We start from the raw sequence: 16,020 nt of genomic DNA on the forward strand, positions 1-16,020 counted from the left end.
GTCAACCATCAACGGCCCCGAAGGGGCCACCTGATGCCCGCCTCCCGCTTCACCCAGACCGGCAACTACCGCACGCGGTACGCGCAGGATCAGACCATCTTTGCCACCTACGCCGAGCAACTGAGCCTGATCGTCCTGATCGGCCTGCTGCTCCTGCTGCCCCTGATCTTGCCCAAGACCATGTTGCGCGACGTGAACATGATCATGATCTACGCGGTGGCGGTGATCGGGCTGAATATCACCACCGGGTACACCGGCCTGATCAACATTGGGCAGGCGGCATTCATGGGCGTGGGCGCGTATGCCACAGCGCTGGCGGCCACGCGGCTCAACCTGCCGTTCTTCCTCGCCATTCCCATCGGGGGGATCGCGGGCGCGCTCGTCGGCACGTTTGTCGGCCTGCCCAGTCTGCGCCTGAAGTACCTGTATCTGGCCGTCGCCACCCTCGCTTTCCAGATCATCTTCGAGTGGGGCGTGGGGCACACGCCGCTGCTGGCGCAGGGGGGCGCGATCAGCCTGCCGCCGGTGCAGGTGTTCGGAGTCAAGGCCACCTTCTTCAACCACAACTTCGTGTGGTACTACCTGATTCTGCCGGTGCTGGTGGTCATGGGCCTGCTGTGGCGCAACGTGCTGCGCACCAAGCATGGGCGCTCGCTGATCGCCGTGCGGGACAATGACCGGGCCGCCGCCGCGATGGGCATCAACCCCGGCACCGCCAAGATCATGGCGTTCATGATCGGCTCGTTCTACGCCGGCATCGCGGGCGGCCTGTTCGCGTACTTCCAGAAAGCTGTGGTGATCGAGGATTACGGCCTGCACATCTCCATCCAACTGCTGGCGATGGCGATTGTGGGCGGGCTGGGCAGTCTCCCCGGTTCCTTCCTGGGGCCGCTGTTCATCGTGACGCTAGATCGGCTGGTGGGCAACGGCAGCCAGTGGTTGGGAGCGCAGAACCTGTTCCCGGCCGGGGTGGATGTCGCCACCGCGCTGCGCCCGCTGTCCTTCGGCCTCGCCATCGTCCTGTTCCTGATGTTCGAGCCGCGCGGGCTGGCGAACTGGTGGCGATTGTCCAGGCTGTATTTCAAGAAGTGGCCGTACAAGTTCTAGCGGCCCCGTGAGCGGAGCGAATTGCCGAGGATCAAGCGTTCATGCAGTGCAGCGGCGCGCAGCGCCCTCCTGACCGACGCGGCACGAAATGAACGCGCACCCCCTCACCTCAAATGCCAATCCACCGACTCCCCGCCCTCTCACCTTTCGGAGGTTCCACCCATGAAGAAGACCCTGATCCTGTCCGCCCTCGTTTCCCTGTCCTTCGCCGCCGCCCAGAAAACCGTGACGCTGCCGTGGTCTGGGGCCATCACCGGCCCGACGAGCGACGCCGGGGCCAGCTACGCGGCGGGTGTGGAGGATTACTGCAAGTACGCCAATGCGCAGAAGATGCTGCCGGGCGTCACCCTCAACTGCGTGACGCGCGATGACCAGTACAACAACGCCAACACCCAGCGCAACTTCGAGGACTTCGTGGGCAACCTGAACGCTCCGGTGTTCCTGGGCTACGCGACGGGCGGAGCGCTGCAGCTCAAGAGCGTGATTCAGGAAACCAAGATTCCCACCCTGACGGCCAGCTACCACATCGGCATCATCGACGCGCCGGACAACACCTACACCTTCCTGCCGGTCAGCAGCTATTCCGAGAATATCGTGGCGCTGCTGGAATACATCGCCAAGAAAGAGCGCGGCGCGAAGGTGGCGCTGATCGTCAACCCCAGTCCCTTCGGGCGTGACCCGGTGGTGGACGCCCGCAAGGCCGCCGACCGGCTGGGCCTGAAAATCACCGACGTGCAGGAAGTCGGCGGCAACAACCTGGACAACACCGCCCTCCTCAAGCGGCTGGAGTCGCAGGGTGCCAAATACATCATCAACCAGAACACCGCCGGCCCCGTCGCCAACATCCTGAAAGATGCCAAACGGCTGGGCCTGCTGGGCAAGATGCAGTTCATGGGCGCGCACTACACCGGGGGCGAGGATCTGACCAAGCTGGCCGGGGACGCCGCCAAGGACTTCATCTGGGCCACCAGCTACTACCTGTACGACGAGGGCAACCAGCCGGGCATCCAGCTGGTCAAGAAGATCGGCGCGCAGTACAAGCGTGGGGGCGACACCATCCGCAGCGTGCACTACACCAGCGGGATGCTGGCCGCCGCCATCGCCATCGAGGCCATGAAGCGCGCTGGCAACAACCCTGATGCCGCCGGGGTCTACAAGGGATTGATCAGCATGAACGGCAGCAAATCCTTCAACCCCGGCTTTGCCGTCGGCCCGGTGACCTTCAGCGCCAAGGATCACATCGGCGCGGAAAGTCTGCGCCTGCTGCAAGCCGACGCCACCGGCAACTTCAAACCGATCACCGGAGCGCAGCGCAGCGCGCTGTTCCAGCTCGTCCACCCGATGAAGTAAGGGTGGCGGGACGCGGTGCGCGGGAGGCGGTGAAAAGCTCTTCCCCGCGTCCTGCCTCCCGCGCACCGCCCACAACGATCTCACCCCGGAGGCCCACCCCCATGACCCTCTCCACCCCCCAGCCTGCCAACGCCCCGCCGCCTCAGACCTCGGCCAGCCACGGTGACCTGACCGTCAACAACGTGGAAGTCGTCTACCACGACATCATTCAGGTGTTGCGCGGCGTCAGCCTGACCGTGCGGGCCGGGCAGGTGACTTCGCTGCTCGGCACCAACGGGGCGGGCAAGACCACCACGCTGCGGGCCATCTCGGGTCTGCTCAAGCCCGAGAACGGCAAGATTCGGGAAGGCACCATCTCCTTTGACGGCAAGACCCTCAGCGCCCTGAACGGCACGGATGTCGTCAAATCCGGCGTGGTGCAGGTGCCCGAGGGCCGCCGCGTGTTCAAGCACCTGTCGGTGGAGGAGAACCTGCGGGCCGGGGCCATCCTGGGCCGGGGCAACTGGCACGCCGATCTGGAGCGTATCTACACCTATTTTCCCAAGCTGCCCACGCTGCGGCACAAGCAGGCGGGGTACACCTCCGGCGGCGAGCAGCAGATGATCGCCATTGGCCGGGCGCTGATGGCGCACCCCAAAGTGCTGCTGCTGGACGAACCCAGCCTGGGCCTCGCGCCGCTGCTGGTGGCCGAGATCTTCGACAACGTGCGCCGCATCAACCGCGAGGAGGGCCTGAGCGTGCTGGTGGTGGAGCAGAACGCCAACATTGCCCTCAGGAACAGCGATTACGGCTACGTCATGGAAAACGGGCGCATTGTGATGGAGGGCCTCAGCGCCCAGCTTGCCAGCAACCCGGACGTCAAGGAGTTTTACCTGGGCGTGACCGAGGGCGGCGCCCGCAAGAGCTTCAAGGACGTCAAGAGCTACAAGCGGCGCAAACGCTGGATGTAATACCGTCTTCGACTCACCGCAATTTGGTATCAGGGCCGCGCTCAGTACCCGAGAACCACCTGCCTCGCCTCCTCTCGCTTCTGGAGGCGACACTCTATGTCTGATCTTTCTGGGGACAGCCAATGACCAATACGATTCAATCGGCTTCCATCTCGCCCCCACAACAGGCCGAGCTGCTGGGCCGACTCCAACACCATCCTCTTTACCGCACCGCCCTTCAGGGCATTCCCGAGCACGCCGACTGGGCCAGCGTTCCCTTCCTGACCCGCGAACGACTCACCGAAGCCTTTGAAGCGGGCGAACTGGCCCACCCTGATGCCGTGCGCGTTCACCTCACGCCGCATCCGGGCGGGGGGTGGCTGCCGGAATACGCCACGCGGGCCGATATCGAGGCGCACGGGCAGGCGGCGGCGGCGGCGCTGGCGCGGGCCGGGGTGCGCCCTGGCGATCACGTTCAGATCGCCTTCGGCTTTCACCGCTTTGCGGGGGGCTGGATCATGCAGGACGGCTTCGAAGCGCTGGGGGCCAAAACCCTGCCCTTCGGCCCCGGCGAGACCGAGGCGCAGCTGGAGGCCATCCAGAAGCTGGGCGTGCGCGTGCTGGTCTCGGCCCCCAGTTTTGCCCAGAAGCTGGGCGAGGCAGGCGCGCGGGTGGAACTGCTGATTTCCTCCGGCGAGCCGCTGACCAGCATCGCGGGCCGCCGCGGACGGGTGGAGGCGGCGCTGGGGGGCGTGGCCCTGGACGCCTACGCCAGCAGCGAGGCCGGGATGATGGCCCTGGAAACGCCCGAAAAGAACGGCCTGCGCGTGCTGGAGGACTGGGTGTATCTGGAGGTGGTTGACCCGGAAACGGGGGAAACCCTGTCCGACGGCGAACGCGGTGAACTGGTGGTCACGCACCTAAACAAGCACGCCATGCCGCTGCTGCGCTTCCGCACCGGCGACTTGACCCGGTTGGAACGGCGGACAGATGGCGTTTATCTGCCCGGTGGCGTCTTCGGCAACGTGGGCGGCATGCTCAAGGTCAAGGGCGTCAAGCTGTTCCCGCGTGAGGTGGCGTTCTGGCTGGCGGGGCACGGCCTGGATCACACCCAGCACACGCTGCGGCTGTGGTCACAGGCGGGCGCCGATCGCCTGGGCCTGACGGTTCGTGGTGAGGGGGTGGACGATCTAGCCGAGCTGAAGTCGGACTTCCAGCGTCGGTTTGCGATGCGTCTGGACGAGTTCTCCGTGGCCGTCGATCACGAGGGCATGGGCGTCACGGACGAGCGAGCCTGAGGGCAGAAAAAAGCCCCACTCTGCTGTGGGGCAGCCGTGCCTGACTTCACCCGGTCAGGTTGGATTGTTTGGCCTCTTCAGCATGGACGCCGGGCCTGTGCGGCGCATGTGAACGGCCTTGGGTTGCCCTTGAGTGACCCTGAAGCGCAGCGTCATGTGATACATGGAGGGGTGTGACTGGCCGCAAGAAGCAGAAAATCAGAATTGCCCGTCCGCCGGCCCGTGAGGACAGCGCGGACGGCGGAAACTACTTCGAGGTTCGGCCCGCGAAGCTCGGTCAGCGACTCGAAGGGCTGAGTGCCCTCACCAAGCCCGGTGTGCGTGGGTTTCCTGGCGTGGAGGCCGCCCAGGAATTGCTGGCGCAGACCATGCGCAAAGACCGCGTCTCCGGCGAGGTGCTGGATCTGACGGCGGCGGGCGGCCTGCTGGGCAGTCTGCCTGGCGTGACCCTGCGGGCGGTGGAGGGTTCGGCGGCGGCCCTAACCGCCCTGGAGGCCGCCGGCTACGCGCCGCTGGCCGCTGTTCCAGGCGACGCGCTGGCCGAACGCTGGCCCGAGCGGGCGCGCACCGTGGCCTTGACGCTGGCCGGAGACCGGGGCAACGCCTACATCTCGGCGCAGATCGCCTGGGCGCACGCGCAGACGCCGCCGGGGGGCACGCTGTACCTGGCCGGTGACCGCGACAAGGGCTTTGACCGCTACGTGCGGGCGGCGGGCGCGGCCTTCGGGACAGGGGAGACGGTGGCCCGCGACGGGGGCATGCGGGTGGCCCGGCTGGTGCGCCGCCCCGGCCCCACGCCGCCGCTGCCAGAGGCCGAACAGTACGGGGCCTTCGGCGTTCAGGTGGTGGGTCTGCCCGGCGTGTTCAGCGCGGGGAAGGCAGACAAGGCCACGGCCCTGCTGCTCGAAACGCTGGATGGCCTGGAACTCTCCGGGCAGCGGGTGCTCGATCTGGGCTGCGGCGCGGGGCTGATCGGTGCCTGGGCGGCGGGGCGCGGCGCAAACGTCACTCTGGTGGACGGTGACTTGCAAAGCGTCCGCAGTTCGCGCCTGACGCTGGAGGCGAATAGGCTGGAGGGCGAGGTGCTCCACTCGGACGTGGACTCGGCGCTGGGGGAGCAGACCTTCGATCTCATCCTGACCAACCCGCCCTTCCACGTCGGGCGCGGCGTGGTGCTGGACGTGGCGCTGGAATTCCTGGCCGCTGCCTCACGCCGCCTGAAACCGGGCGGCACGCTGTATCTGGTGGCGAACGAGCCGCTGCCCTACGAAACTCCACTGCGCGATATCGGTCCGTCACGCGAACTGGCGCGTGCGGGCGGATTCAAGGTACTGGCGGCCACGCGGGACTGACGTCGCGGCGGTGGCCCGATTCAGGGGGTCATTTCTTCGTCGGCGTCACCCATATTGGTGCTGGGCGGATCGCTGGCGTCCATGGTCTGCGCGACGGCCACGTCCTGCTTGTCCATGCCGCGTTCCCGGTACTCGTCGGACTCGTGGCTCTCGGCCTGCACCTCGGCGTCCAGCTCCTCGCGGACGTCGGTGTGCCCCATGAACTGCAGTTCCACGTTGGTGGGTTCGTGCTTGTCGCCGGTTTCCGGGGTGGTGGGCGCGGGCGTCCCGCCGTGGCGGTCATCATTCTGGGTCATGGTCCTACGCTACCAAGCGGGCCTGAGAACGGGCCTGAGAGCTTCCTTCATCTTGGCGAAAGTTGCGCGGCAGGCCGCGAAGTTCAGCCGCCGAGCCGCAGGACACTCTGGTTGCCGCGCAGCACGAACACCAGGATGCCGGCCCCCGCCAGCACCCCGGCCTGACGTTCCAGATTCCGGACCGAGTCGGGGGCAGCCACCCACTGACGGCGCGGCGTCTCGCCGGGTTCCAGGTAAAAGCCCTCGGGCATGGCGACGATGGCCACCCGGCTGGCGGTGGCCCGCGCCCGCATGGCCCCGGCAATCAGCGCGGGCGCGGGGCTGGCACTCAGGATGATCAGGTTGCCCCCGGTGCGGGTGGGCGGAATGGTCGGCGGGGCCGGATCGGGCTGCAGCTGGGCCAGCCGCAGCAGGGCCGCGTGCAGGGCTTCGGCGTGGCGGCCGGTGGGCGTCGCTCCCCCGTTGGTCGCCACCGAGACGGGCAGTTCCAGCGCCAGCGCTTCATGCACCAGACTGGCCGCCAGACGCACGGCACTTTCGGTGAACACGTCACCGCCGCTGCTCACGTCCAGGTACACGGTCACGCTGCTGGCCGCCGTGCGCTCGGGTTCACGCACCGACAGGGTACCGGTGCGGGCGCTGGAGCGCCAGTGGATACGGCCCGGCGGATCGCCGGAGGCGTACTCCCGCACGCTGCGCAGGCTGATGGGATCGTCCAGCCCCAGCTGACGGCTCAGGCCGCCCTCGGACAGCAGCGGGCGCAGCAGGTCCGGCAGGCGCAGACCGTGGGGGCTGGGAAAAACCGCCAGTCGCTGGGCGGCGGCAATGGGCACGCTGCGCCAGAACAGGCCCAGCGGATCGGCCCAGTGCAGCGTGGCGCCGGGCCAGTCGTAGACGCCCCGGCTGTTGAGGGTCAGGGTGGCGCGGAGGTCCAGTTCGGCCTCACCCAGCAGTTCGCCGGATCGCCGCACCGCCGAGTCGGCGACCACCGTGCGCGGCGTCGGATCCTCGATCAGGTAGCGCACCGGGAGGCGGCTGCGCAGCCCCAGCCGCACGGTCAGCGGCAGGCGGGTGCCCTGGAAGCCGTTGGGCGGCACCTCGCGGGTCAGGGTCACCTGCGGCGGTCGGCGGTAGGCCCACCACAGCAGCGCGGCCAGCCCACCCAGAACAGCCAGCCACAGCAGGGCGGCAGACAGCAGACTCACCGGGCGGCGGCAGTCTCGGCCTGCGGCGGCGCGGCTTCCACCGGCACCGGCTCGGAGCGCAGGACCTCGCGCACCACTTCCTCGGCGGGCAGGCCCTGCAGCCGCGCCTCGATCCTGAGGCTCAGGCGGTGGGCCAGCACACCCGGCGCGGCCCGCTGCACGTCGTCGGGACCTACGTAGCCGCGCCCCTCCATCCACGCCAGCGCCTGCGCCACCCCCTGCAGCGCCAGACTGGCCCGCGGGCCGCCGCCCAGCGCCACGGCGGAATGCGAGCGCGTGCGGGCCGACAGCGCGGAGATGTAGCGCCGCAGGTCCTCGGAGACGTACACGGCCTGAACCTCACGCCGGGCCGCCAGCAGATCGGCGGGGGCGGCCACCGCGTCCAGCGTGTGGATCGGGTGCTGCCCCTGCAGGCGCGAGAGCATCTTCATCTCTTCCTCCAGCGTGGGATAGCCCACCGACAGGCGCAACAGAAAGCGGTCCAGCTGCGCTTCCGGCAGGCGGTAGGTGCCCTCGTTCTCGATGGGGTTCTGGGTGGCGATCACCACGAACGGCTGCGTCAGGGTGTGCGTGACGCCGGACTCGGTGACCTGACCCTCGCCCATCGCCTCCAGCAGCGCGGACTGGGTCTTGGGGGTGGCGCGGTTGATCTCGTCGGCCAGCAGCACGCCCGTGAAGATCGGCCCCGGCACGAACTCGAAGGTGCCGGTGGCCGGGCGATACACGCTGACGCCGGTCACGTCGCCGGGCAGCAGATCGGGGGTGAACTGCACGCGGGTAAAGCCCAGGCCCAGGCTGACGGCCAGGGCGCGGGCCAGCATGGTCTTGCCGGTGCCGGGAGCGTCTTCCAGCAGCACGTGGCCGCCGGCCAGCACGCCGGCCAGCGCCAGCCCGGCGACCTCGGCCTTGCCCACCAGCACGTGGGCGATGTTGTCCAGAACGGTGCGGGCGAACGGTTGGGAGATGGGAGAATCGGTCATGGCTGGTCCTTGTGTTCAGGGGAATGGGGGGCGTCGTCGGCCAGCGGGTCATGTGGCGGCGGCAGGTCCGGCAGGACCGTGGACAGTTCGTGGGCCGCGGCTTCAGCCAGGGCGGCGTCCTCGTCGGTCACGCGTCCGCCGTAGCGCACCGGTCCGTAGGCGCGGGTCAGCACCGCCAGCGGCCCGGCCAGCGCCGCCTCGGTGCCGGCGAGCCGGGCCGCGTAACCAGCTGGAGTCTCGGCGGCCCGACGGCCGCGCCCATGCTGCCGCAGCGCCTCCTCGGCCTGCCGGTAGGCGAGGCGAACACGGTGCAGCGCCGGCTGGCTGGCCATGGCGGAAGCGGTGACTGGGTTGACGGCAGGTTCTCCGTCTTCCCCCCGCTCTCTGGGCTGCGCCCAGTTCAGCCACGCCAGCGCTGCGGCCAGGCCAAACAGCACCAGCAGGCTCAACCACAGCAGGGCCTGCACAAAACCGCTGATGTCGATCTGCCGCCGCCCGGTGATGTTGCTCAGGAGTTCGGCCAGGGCGTTGCCCCCGCCTGGGGCAGGTGCCTGTGCCACTGCCGCACCGCCGCCGTCCCCGCCGGACAGCAGCACGCCCGCCGCCAGCCACAGCGCCCCGGTCAGCAGCAGCCCGGCCACCATCAGCACTTCAGTCAGCCGGGGCCGGTGGCCCGGTTCGCGGCGGAACCTGAACATCAGCGCGCCGCCCGCCAGCAGCAGCAACAGGCCTCCCAGCAGGATCGCGTCGATGGGCAGATAGACGTTGTCTATGCTGAGCTGGAACGGCAACTGCAGGCCGGGCGTGTCCGGGGCGGCGGGGGTCTGGCTCAGGTCTGTAGGAGGCGGCTGGTTGGCCGGTGGCGGAGCCTGAATGGTGACTGGCGGTGGGGTCGGTTCGCCCAGCGCCGCCCAGTTCACCGCTGGACGCGGCAGCAGCATGCTGACCAGAAGCAGGGCAGCCAGGGCTGCGCCGACCACCCACCACACACGCGACGTCGGTTTTTCCGGGCGGCGGCCCATGCGCTCGTCACGGCCCGGCACGGCCAGCAGTCCCCCGGCCAGCGCCAGAAGCAGCCCCGGCTGCGGGGCCAGAAGCCCGATCACCAGCGGCGCGAGCAGGGCCGTCCGGCTGCGCCGCAGACCATCACTGACGCGGCTCGCGGCCCAGTTCAGGGCCAGTGCCACAAAAAACAGCGCCAGGTAGTGCAGGGCGAGGCCCACCAGCGCCGTCCGGCCGGCGGCCAGGGCTGCCGGGGCCAGGGCCACCGCCGCGCCGCCCACCACCAGCAGACTCAGCAGCAGGCGGGCCTCTTCCCAGCGAGGCCAGCGCACTGCCAGGGCGAACAGCACGCACAGCAGCGCCGTGCCCCACCATGGCAGCCAGCCTGCGGCCGACAGGGGCAGCAGCGCCAGCCCGTAGGCCCGCCACGAGACCCGCGCGGGCGCGTCGAGCCACGGTTCCTCACGCGGCGCGGCGGTCAACAGGGTTCCCCACAGGTCATCTCAACTGGAGAATACGCGCCCGGCTGGGAAAAAGTTGCCGTCATTGGGGCCGCTGTGATCGGAAGGGTGTCGCCTGATCCGTCTGCCGCCCCGCAGCGGAGCCGAAACTGCTTGACTGGGTTGCTCTCAAGCAGACCCGCCTGCGGTGTTGGGAGGTCCAGGGGGGACAGGAGTGATACGGACTCCGATTGAAAGGTGTTGAAAACACCTAGAAATCCGAGCGAAGCGAGCAGGAGAAAAACGGGTTCCGGACGTGGAGTGTAGAAATCGGAGCTGTCCCGATTTCTACACGAAACAAACGGAATCCGTATGAAAGGTCTCCTCACAGCCCGACACCACAAAAAACCGCCCCAGACCGGAGTCGGGGGCAGCGTGGCAGGAGGTGTCGCTCAGTCCAGGAAGTCGCGCAGCTTGCGGGTGCGGCTCTCGTGGTACTTCAGCTTGCGCAGCGCCTTGTTTTCAATCTGGCGAATGCGTTCGCGGGTGACGTTGAAGCGCTGGCCCACTTCCTCCAGCGTGTGCTCGCGCCCGTCCACCAGACCCTTGCGGAACTTCAGGACCATCGCCTCGCGCTCGGTCAGCTTGGACAGGGCCTTTTCCAGCTCCTCGGAGAGCAGGGTCTTGGCGGCGTTGTCCACCGGGGAATCCAGGTTGTCGTCGGGAATGAAGTCGCCGTAGAAGCTGTCCTTCTCGTCGCCGATGGGCGTTTCCAGCGACACCGGCTCCTGGCTGACCTTCTGGACCTCTTCCACCTTGTTGGCGTCCCAACCCGGCCCCATCGCCTCGGCGATCTCCTCGTGCGTCGCCTCGCGCGAGAGTTCCTGCTGCAGCTGCCGGGCGGTGCGGGTCAGCTTGTTGATGGTTTCCACCATGTGCACCGGAATGCGGATGGTGCGCGCCTGATCGGCGATGGCGCGGTTGATGGCCTGCCGGATCCACCACGTGGCGTAGGTGGAGAACTTGTAGCGGCGGCGGTACTCGAACTTCTCTACCGCGCGGATCAAACCCTGGTTGCCCTCCTGAATCAGGTCGAGGAAGCCCAGGCCACGTCCGGTGTACTTCTTGGCAATGGACACCACCAGACGCAGGTTGGCCTCGATCAGCCCCTGGCGGGCCGCCGCACCGTCTTCCACCTGACGCATCTGGCGGCGGCGGGCGCGGTCTTCCATCTCCAGTTCTTCTTCCAGAATCTTGCGGGCTTCCTCGCCTTCCTCGATGCGGCGGGCCAGCGCGATTTCCTCTTCCAGCGTCAGCAGCGGCACCCGTCCGATTTCATGCAGGTACTGGCGCACCGGGTCATTGCTGACGGCGCGCGGCATGTCGTCGAAGTACTTTTCCTCGTCGTCGGGCTGGTTGGTGGCGCGGGCGGCAGCGGGGCCGTCCTCGGCTTCCTCGTCCTCAGCCTCTTCCTCGTCGTCCTCGTCGGCGTCCTGAACCTCAATGTTCTGGGCGGCCAGGTACAGCTGCAGGTCCTCGAAGGCGTCGGCGTTTTCCGGGTTCTCCGGGTCGAGACCGTTGGCTTCCAGCGCGGTGGCCAGCGCGGTGGCAATGTCCTCGGAGGCCAGCACGCCCGCGGCCTTGCCGGTCTTGAGCAACTCCTGAATGCCGGGGTGGGCGTAATACGGCTTGTCGGCCACGCTGACCTTGGGCGCGGTGTTCGCCTTGCCTGCCGCCTTGCCCGCCGGGGCTTTGGGCGCAGCGGCAGCCTTTTTGTCGGCCTTGGCCGGAGCCGCGGCTTCGGCGGCTTTGCCCGCGCTGGCGGCCTTCTTGGCCGGGGCCTTGGCTTTCGGTTCCGCCGTGGCGTCTGAGGCTTTTTTGGCCGCAGGCTTCTTGGCGGCGGCCTTAACCGGGGCGTCGCCTTCGGCTGCTGCCTTCTTGGCCGCCGGCTTCTTCGCGGCCACGGGCTTGGCCGGGGCTTCCTTGGCAGGAATTTCCTTGGCTGGGGCCGCCCTGGCCGCCGCTGGTTTGGCGCCGCCTACACGGGTCCGCGCCTTCTTGTCGGCGGGCTTGGGAGCGGCCTGCGGGATGTCAGTTGAGGGCTCGGGTACTGCTTTGTTGGACTCTGCCATGCGGCCTCCTGCGGCAAGAGAATGGGTCAATCGGGGGAAGGCGGAACTCAGGTCGTCAAGAATCAGACCGGATGCCGGAACGCGCCAGTCTAGCAAACGCATTTGCGGGTCAGCGCCCGCCTCAAGGCAGTCTTCGATTTTACCACGCGCCGCCTGAATCCGCCAACACTGAGAGTACGTGCCGGGCGCGCAAAAGGTTCCCCGAACCGCTGGAAGGCGCGGCAGGTTGGGTGTTCAGACTGCCGGCCCCGGGTGGCGAGGCCAAACCCCCTCGGCCAGGACCTCAATCTCCGCCGCGATCACGGGGAGCGCACCGGCGGGACCGATGCGGCCCAGTCCGGCCACAGCCGCCTGCGCCCGCCGCGACGGGTCTTCCAGCAAGCCGTTGACCGCCGCCGCCAGCGCGGCCGGATGCGCGTCCACCACCTGAAGTGCCGCGCCCAGCAGCCGGCCCTGTCGCCGCGCAAACCCTGCGGTGTACTGCGGACCACGCGTGGCAAAGGCGATCACCGGCACCCCCAGCCCGGCCAGCTGCTCGTTCGCCGTGCCCGCGGTCCCGATGGCCACGTCCGCCGCCCGCGCCACCGCGCCGAAGGCCCCGCGCTGCAGGCTCACGCCAGCTCCCTCGCCCCGCGCCGTGGCCTCGGTGTCGCTAGCCACTTCCAGGGTCCAGCCACTGGGCAGCGCCACGGTGGCCCAGGGATGCGGCCACGCCACCACGGGCGTGACCTGGGGCAACAGGGCGGCGGCCCGCAGCATGGTGGACAGGCTCTCGCGGTGGTCGTCCCGCGAACCGGGCAGCAGGGCCAGCACCGGGCGGCCCGCCGGAACGTGCAGCTCACGTTCCGGGGCGGGCAGCACGTCCATCGCGAAACTGCCGGCGAAGCGGGCCGGCACGCCGCGCCGCCGGTAGTACGCCTGGGTGGCGGCGTCGCGCACGAAGACGGCCTGTGCCCTGCGGGCCAGCCGCAGTTCGTAGGGCAAGGGCCGATTGGCCCCCAGGGCATTCAGTTCCCGCAGCGTTCCCCGCAGGTCCAGGCCCTCCAGGTACTGCGCGCTCAGCAGCGGCTGGACGTGAAGCAGGGGCCGCCGGTTGATCCTGGCCGCCAGCGTGCCCACCATCAGCGCGTAGGCGTCGCCCACCACGACGACGGCCCCCGCACCGCTGGCCCCGCGTGCGGCGTCTCTCCACTGCCCCAGCGACTCGCCGATCAGCCCGGCGCGCAGGTCTGAGCGCAGGTTGGGCAGGCTGCCAAACGGAAAGCCCCCACTGGGCAGCCGCAGCACGCGTCCCACCCGCCGCGCTTCCGGGAGGCCGGCGTAGGCCCGTCCCTCGCCCACCAGCGGGGCGTACAGGGTCCGTCGCCCCAGCAGGGCGGCCAGCCGCGCCCCGATCAGGTCTTCGGCGGTGCCGTTGGAGATGAAAAGCACGGGAGCCGGGGTCACGGCCGGCAGCATAACGTCAATGCGGCCGCCCCGCGCTGGTTTCTCCCGCAGCGGCGTGGTATGAACAGGGCCGACATGCCCGCCACGAGCGTCTGCCAGTGAGTGAATTCGACGAGCTTCAGGCCGCGATCCGCCGGCATGCCCACGCGCGTCAGGCCGAGGCGCAGGCCTGCGAGGCTTTTCTCAACGCGCTGTACCACGCCCTGCGGACGGCCAGCGGGCCGGGCCTGCCGCTGAACAACGTGACGCTGGACTTCACCACCGATCCGGCCAATCGCCTGCGCCCGGTGCCCAGCGGGGGCTTCCACGCCGCGTGGCTGCGGCTGGGCCTGTGCGAGGTGCTGGTGCGCGTGCGCCGGGTGGACGGGGCCTTTCAGGGCGAGTACGGCGAGAGCGGCTGCTTCCGCCTGGAACAGACCGGCGAGGACGCCCTGATCACCCTGGCCCGCCGGATGCTGCGTGACGTGGCCGACACGTATGCGGGCGCGGAACCGGAACGAATCAGGCCCCTGAACTGAGCACCGGTCAGACGAAAGCCGCCTCGCCATGCACCCGGCGAGGCGGCTCTTGAAAATGTGGCGAGACTCAGCCCTTGACCGCACCTGCCGTCAGGCCGGAGACGATGTTGCGCTGGAAGATCAGCACCAGGGCGATCAGCGGAATGGTGACCACGATGCTCGCGGCCATGATCGGCCCCCACGGCTGATCGAACTGCGAGGCGCCGGAGTAGTTGGCGATCACCACGGGTACGGTGCGGTTGGTGCTCATAAAGGTCAGGGCGAACAGGTACTCGTTCCAGGCGTTGATGAAGGCCAGCAGCCCGGTGGTCACCAGCGCCGGCATCATCACCGGGAACAGCACCCGGAACAGCGTTTGCAGCGGGCTGGCGCCGTCCACCAGCGCCGCCTCCTCCAGTTCGCCGGGAATGTCGCGCACGAAGGAGGTCAGCACCCAGACCGTGAACGGAATGGTGAAGATCAGGTACGAGACCATCAGGCCGATCGGGTTGTCGAACAGCCCAAAGCGCGTAATCAGCGTGAACAGGCCGCCCAGCACGGCGATCTGCGGAAACACGCTGACCGCCAGGATGATGTACATGATGAACTGCTTGCCCCGGAAGCGGAAACGCCCCAGCGCGTAGGCGGCAAAAGAGCCGAACAGCAGGCTGACCGCAACGGCCCCCACCGCCACGATGGTGCTGAACAGCAGCCCGCGCCGGAAGCTGGGGTTGTTCAGCACCTGCGTGTAGTTGTCGATGGTGGTGGGCGCGGCGATGAACTGCAGCGGCGGCAGGAACAGATCGGCGGCCCGGCGGAAACTGGTCAGCACGGCCCAGGCGAAGGGAAACAGCAGGTACACGGCGATCACGATCACCAGCAGGTAGAACAGCGTCCGCTGGAGGTAGAACAGGCCGGGGTTGGTGCGCTTCAGGTTCATGTCTGCCTCCTCAGTCGAACTTCACGCGGAAGGCGGTCACGTAGATGACCACAATCGCCATGATGATGATAAAAATCGCCACCGACACGGCGCTGCCGGTGCCGAGCAGCTGGTTGTCGATCAGCTGCTGACGGGCGTAGCCGGTCATGCTGGTGCTGGCCGCCACGTTGGCCCCCAGCATCACGTACATGATGTCGAAGACCCGCAGCGCGTCCAGGCTGCGGAACACCAGCGCCACCAGCAGCGCGGGCCGCAGCAGCGGCAGGGTCATGCGCCAGAACTGGGTCCACTTGCTCGCGCCGTCCATGTCGGCGGCCTCGTACATGTCGCCGGGCAGGCTTTGCAGCCCCGCCAGGATCAGCAGCGCCATGAACGACGTGGTTTTCCACACGTCCACCGCGATCATGGCCCAGATCGCCGTCGAGGAGTCGGCCAGCAGCGCCTGACCGCCCAGCAGTCCCTGGCCGATCAGCCCGAAGGAGTCGTTGTACATGTAGGCCCACATCTGCGCCGAGACCACCGTGGGAATCGCCCAGGGAATCAGCATGGCGGTGCGCAGGAAGGACCGTCCAGCAAAGGCGCTGTTGACCACCAGCGCGATGATCATGCCGAACACGGTTTCCAGAAACACCGAGAACACCGTGAAGATCAGGGTGTTGCGCACCGCCGTCCACCACTGCGGGTCCTGCATGAAGCCCAGCCCGATGCCCTCAGCGGTGGTGAACCAGAAATTCTGCAGGCCCACGAAGACGGACTGGTCCGGCGTGGTCAGGTTGGCTTCCTGCGCCGAGAAGAAGATCGTGCGGTACAGCGGAAAACCCGCCACCAGCGCGATGGCGATCAGGGTGGGCAGCAGCAGGATGATGGCGGTGCGGGCGCGGGAGGCCTCGATGCCGGGGGTCCGGCGGGCACGGGCCGGCGGCGCGCCTGGAGGCTTGGCGGGGGCGTTGATGGTCATGGTTTACGGCCTCCTTGTCCCTGAAAGGTGGGGTTCCCCAAAAGAAACGGGACCCCCGGCACTGCTCGGAAGAAATGGGCGGCGTCGG

At 68.3% G+C, this 16,020-nt stretch carries 14 protein-coding genes; 6 read left to right on the top strand and 8 right to left on the bottom strand.

What is annotated here, in order from left to right; translation table 11 throughout:
- Positions 1-33: 33 nt before the first annotated feature.
- From FHR04_RS11580 to FHR04_RS11600, 5 genes are all read left to right on the top strand, one after another.
- Positions 34-1,107 carry a branched-chain amino acid ABC transporter permease gene (locus tag FHR04_RS11580; protein WP_039683378.1) on the top strand — a complete coding sequence of 358 codons (1,074 nt, stop codon included), beginning with the start codon at positions 34-36 and terminating at the stop codon, positions 1,105-1,107.
- A gap of 162 nt (positions 1,108-1,269) precedes the next feature.
- The gene (locus FHR04_RS11585) at positions 1,270-2,457 is read left to right on the top strand and encodes an ABC transporter substrate-binding protein (RefSeq protein WP_139403482.1); all 1,188 of its coding nucleotides are present in this window, start codon (positions 1,270-1,272) and stop codon (positions 2,455-2,457) included.
- 101 nt (positions 2,458-2,558) lie between these two features.
- Positions 2,559-3,407: an ABC transporter ATP-binding protein gene (locus FHR04_RS11590; RefSeq protein ID WP_249039092.1), complete on the top strand. Its 849-nt coding sequence runs from the start codon at positions 2,559-2,561 to the stop codon at positions 3,405-3,407.
- Positions 3,408-3,529: 122 nt separating this feature from the next.
- Positions 3,530-4,684 carry a phenylacetate--CoA ligase family protein gene (locus FHR04_RS11595; RefSeq protein WP_139403483.1) on the top strand — a complete coding sequence of 385 codons (1,155 nt, stop codon included), beginning with the start codon at positions 3,530-3,532 and terminating at the stop codon, positions 4,682-4,684.
- Positions 4,685-4,857: 173 nt separating this feature from the next.
- Positions 4,858-6,036: a class I SAM-dependent methyltransferase gene (locus tag FHR04_RS11600; RefSeq protein ID WP_170213933.1), complete on the top strand. Its 1,179-nt coding sequence runs from the start codon at positions 4,858-4,860 to the stop codon at positions 6,034-6,036.
- 20 nt (positions 6,037-6,056) lie between these two features.
- Here FHR04_RS11600 and FHR04_RS11605 read toward each other — a convergent pair whose 3' ends face one another.
- The 6 genes from FHR04_RS11605 to FHR04_RS11630 form a co-directional block, all read right to left on the bottom strand.
- Positions 6,057-6,332 (bottom strand): M-like protein, encoded by a 276-nt coding sequence (locus tag FHR04_RS11605; protein ID WP_170213934.1) that lies wholly within the window; start codon positions 6,330-6,332, stop codon positions 6,057-6,059.
- Between the two features lie 83 nt (positions 6,333-6,415).
- Positions 6,416-7,537, bottom strand: a complete 1,122-nt coding sequence (locus FHR04_RS11610) for a DUF58 domain-containing protein (RefSeq protein WP_139403485.1) — start codon at positions 7,535-7,537, stop codon at positions 6,416-6,418.
- Positions 7,534-8,517: an AAA family ATPase gene (locus FHR04_RS11615; RefSeq protein WP_139403487.1), complete on the bottom strand. Its 984-nt coding sequence runs from the start codon at positions 8,515-8,517 to the stop codon at positions 7,534-7,536. The genes FHR04_RS11610 and FHR04_RS11615 overlap by 4 nt, the downstream gene beginning before the upstream one ends.
- Positions 8,514-10,001 (bottom strand): DUF4129 domain-containing protein, encoded by a 1,488-nt coding sequence (locus FHR04_RS11620; protein WP_139403489.1) that lies wholly within the window; start codon positions 9,999-10,001, stop codon positions 8,514-8,516. Before FHR04_RS11620 ends, FHR04_RS11615 begins: the two co-directional genes overlap by 4 nt.
- Positions 10,002-10,411: 410 nt before the next feature.
- A complete protein-coding gene (gene rpoD, locus FHR04_RS11625; RefSeq protein WP_260170143.1) occupies positions 10,412-12,091 on the bottom strand; it encodes an RNA polymerase sigma factor RpoD in 1,680 nt (559 codons plus the stop codon).
- Positions 12,092-12,325: 234 nt separating this feature from the next.
- Positions 12,326-13,537, bottom strand: coding sequence for a lipid-A-disaccharide synthase-related protein (locus FHR04_RS11630; RefSeq protein ID WP_311734705.1), 1,212 nt, complete (start codon positions 13,535-13,537; stop codon positions 12,326-12,328).
- Between the two features lie 98 nt (positions 13,538-13,635).
- Here FHR04_RS11630 and FHR04_RS11635 point away from each other — a divergent pair, with 98 nt between their 5' ends.
- A complete protein-coding gene (locus tag FHR04_RS11635) occupies positions 13,636-14,055 on the top strand; it encodes a hypothetical protein (RefSeq protein WP_039683393.1) in 420 nt (139 codons plus the stop codon).
- A gap of 67 nt (positions 14,056-14,122) precedes the next feature.
- On the opposite strand, the gene FHR04_RS11640 is transcribed toward FHR04_RS11635, so the two are convergent.
- A complete protein-coding gene (locus FHR04_RS11640; RefSeq protein ID WP_039683396.1) occupies positions 14,123-14,974 on the bottom strand; it encodes a carbohydrate ABC transporter permease in 852 nt (283 codons plus the stop codon).
- Positions 14,975-14,984: 10 nt separating this feature from the next.
- Positions 14,985-15,932: a carbohydrate ABC transporter permease gene (locus FHR04_RS11645; protein WP_039683398.1), complete on the bottom strand. Its 948-nt coding sequence runs from the start codon at positions 15,930-15,932 to the stop codon at positions 14,985-14,987.
- Between the last annotated feature and the right edge of the window lie 88 nt (positions 15,933-16,020).

This window comes from Deinococcus radiopugnans ATCC 19172, assembly GCF_006335125.1.
In the GTDB taxonomy this organism is placed as follows: Bacteria; Deinococcota; Deinococci; order Deinococcales; family Deinococcaceae; genus Deinococcus; species Deinococcus radiopugnans.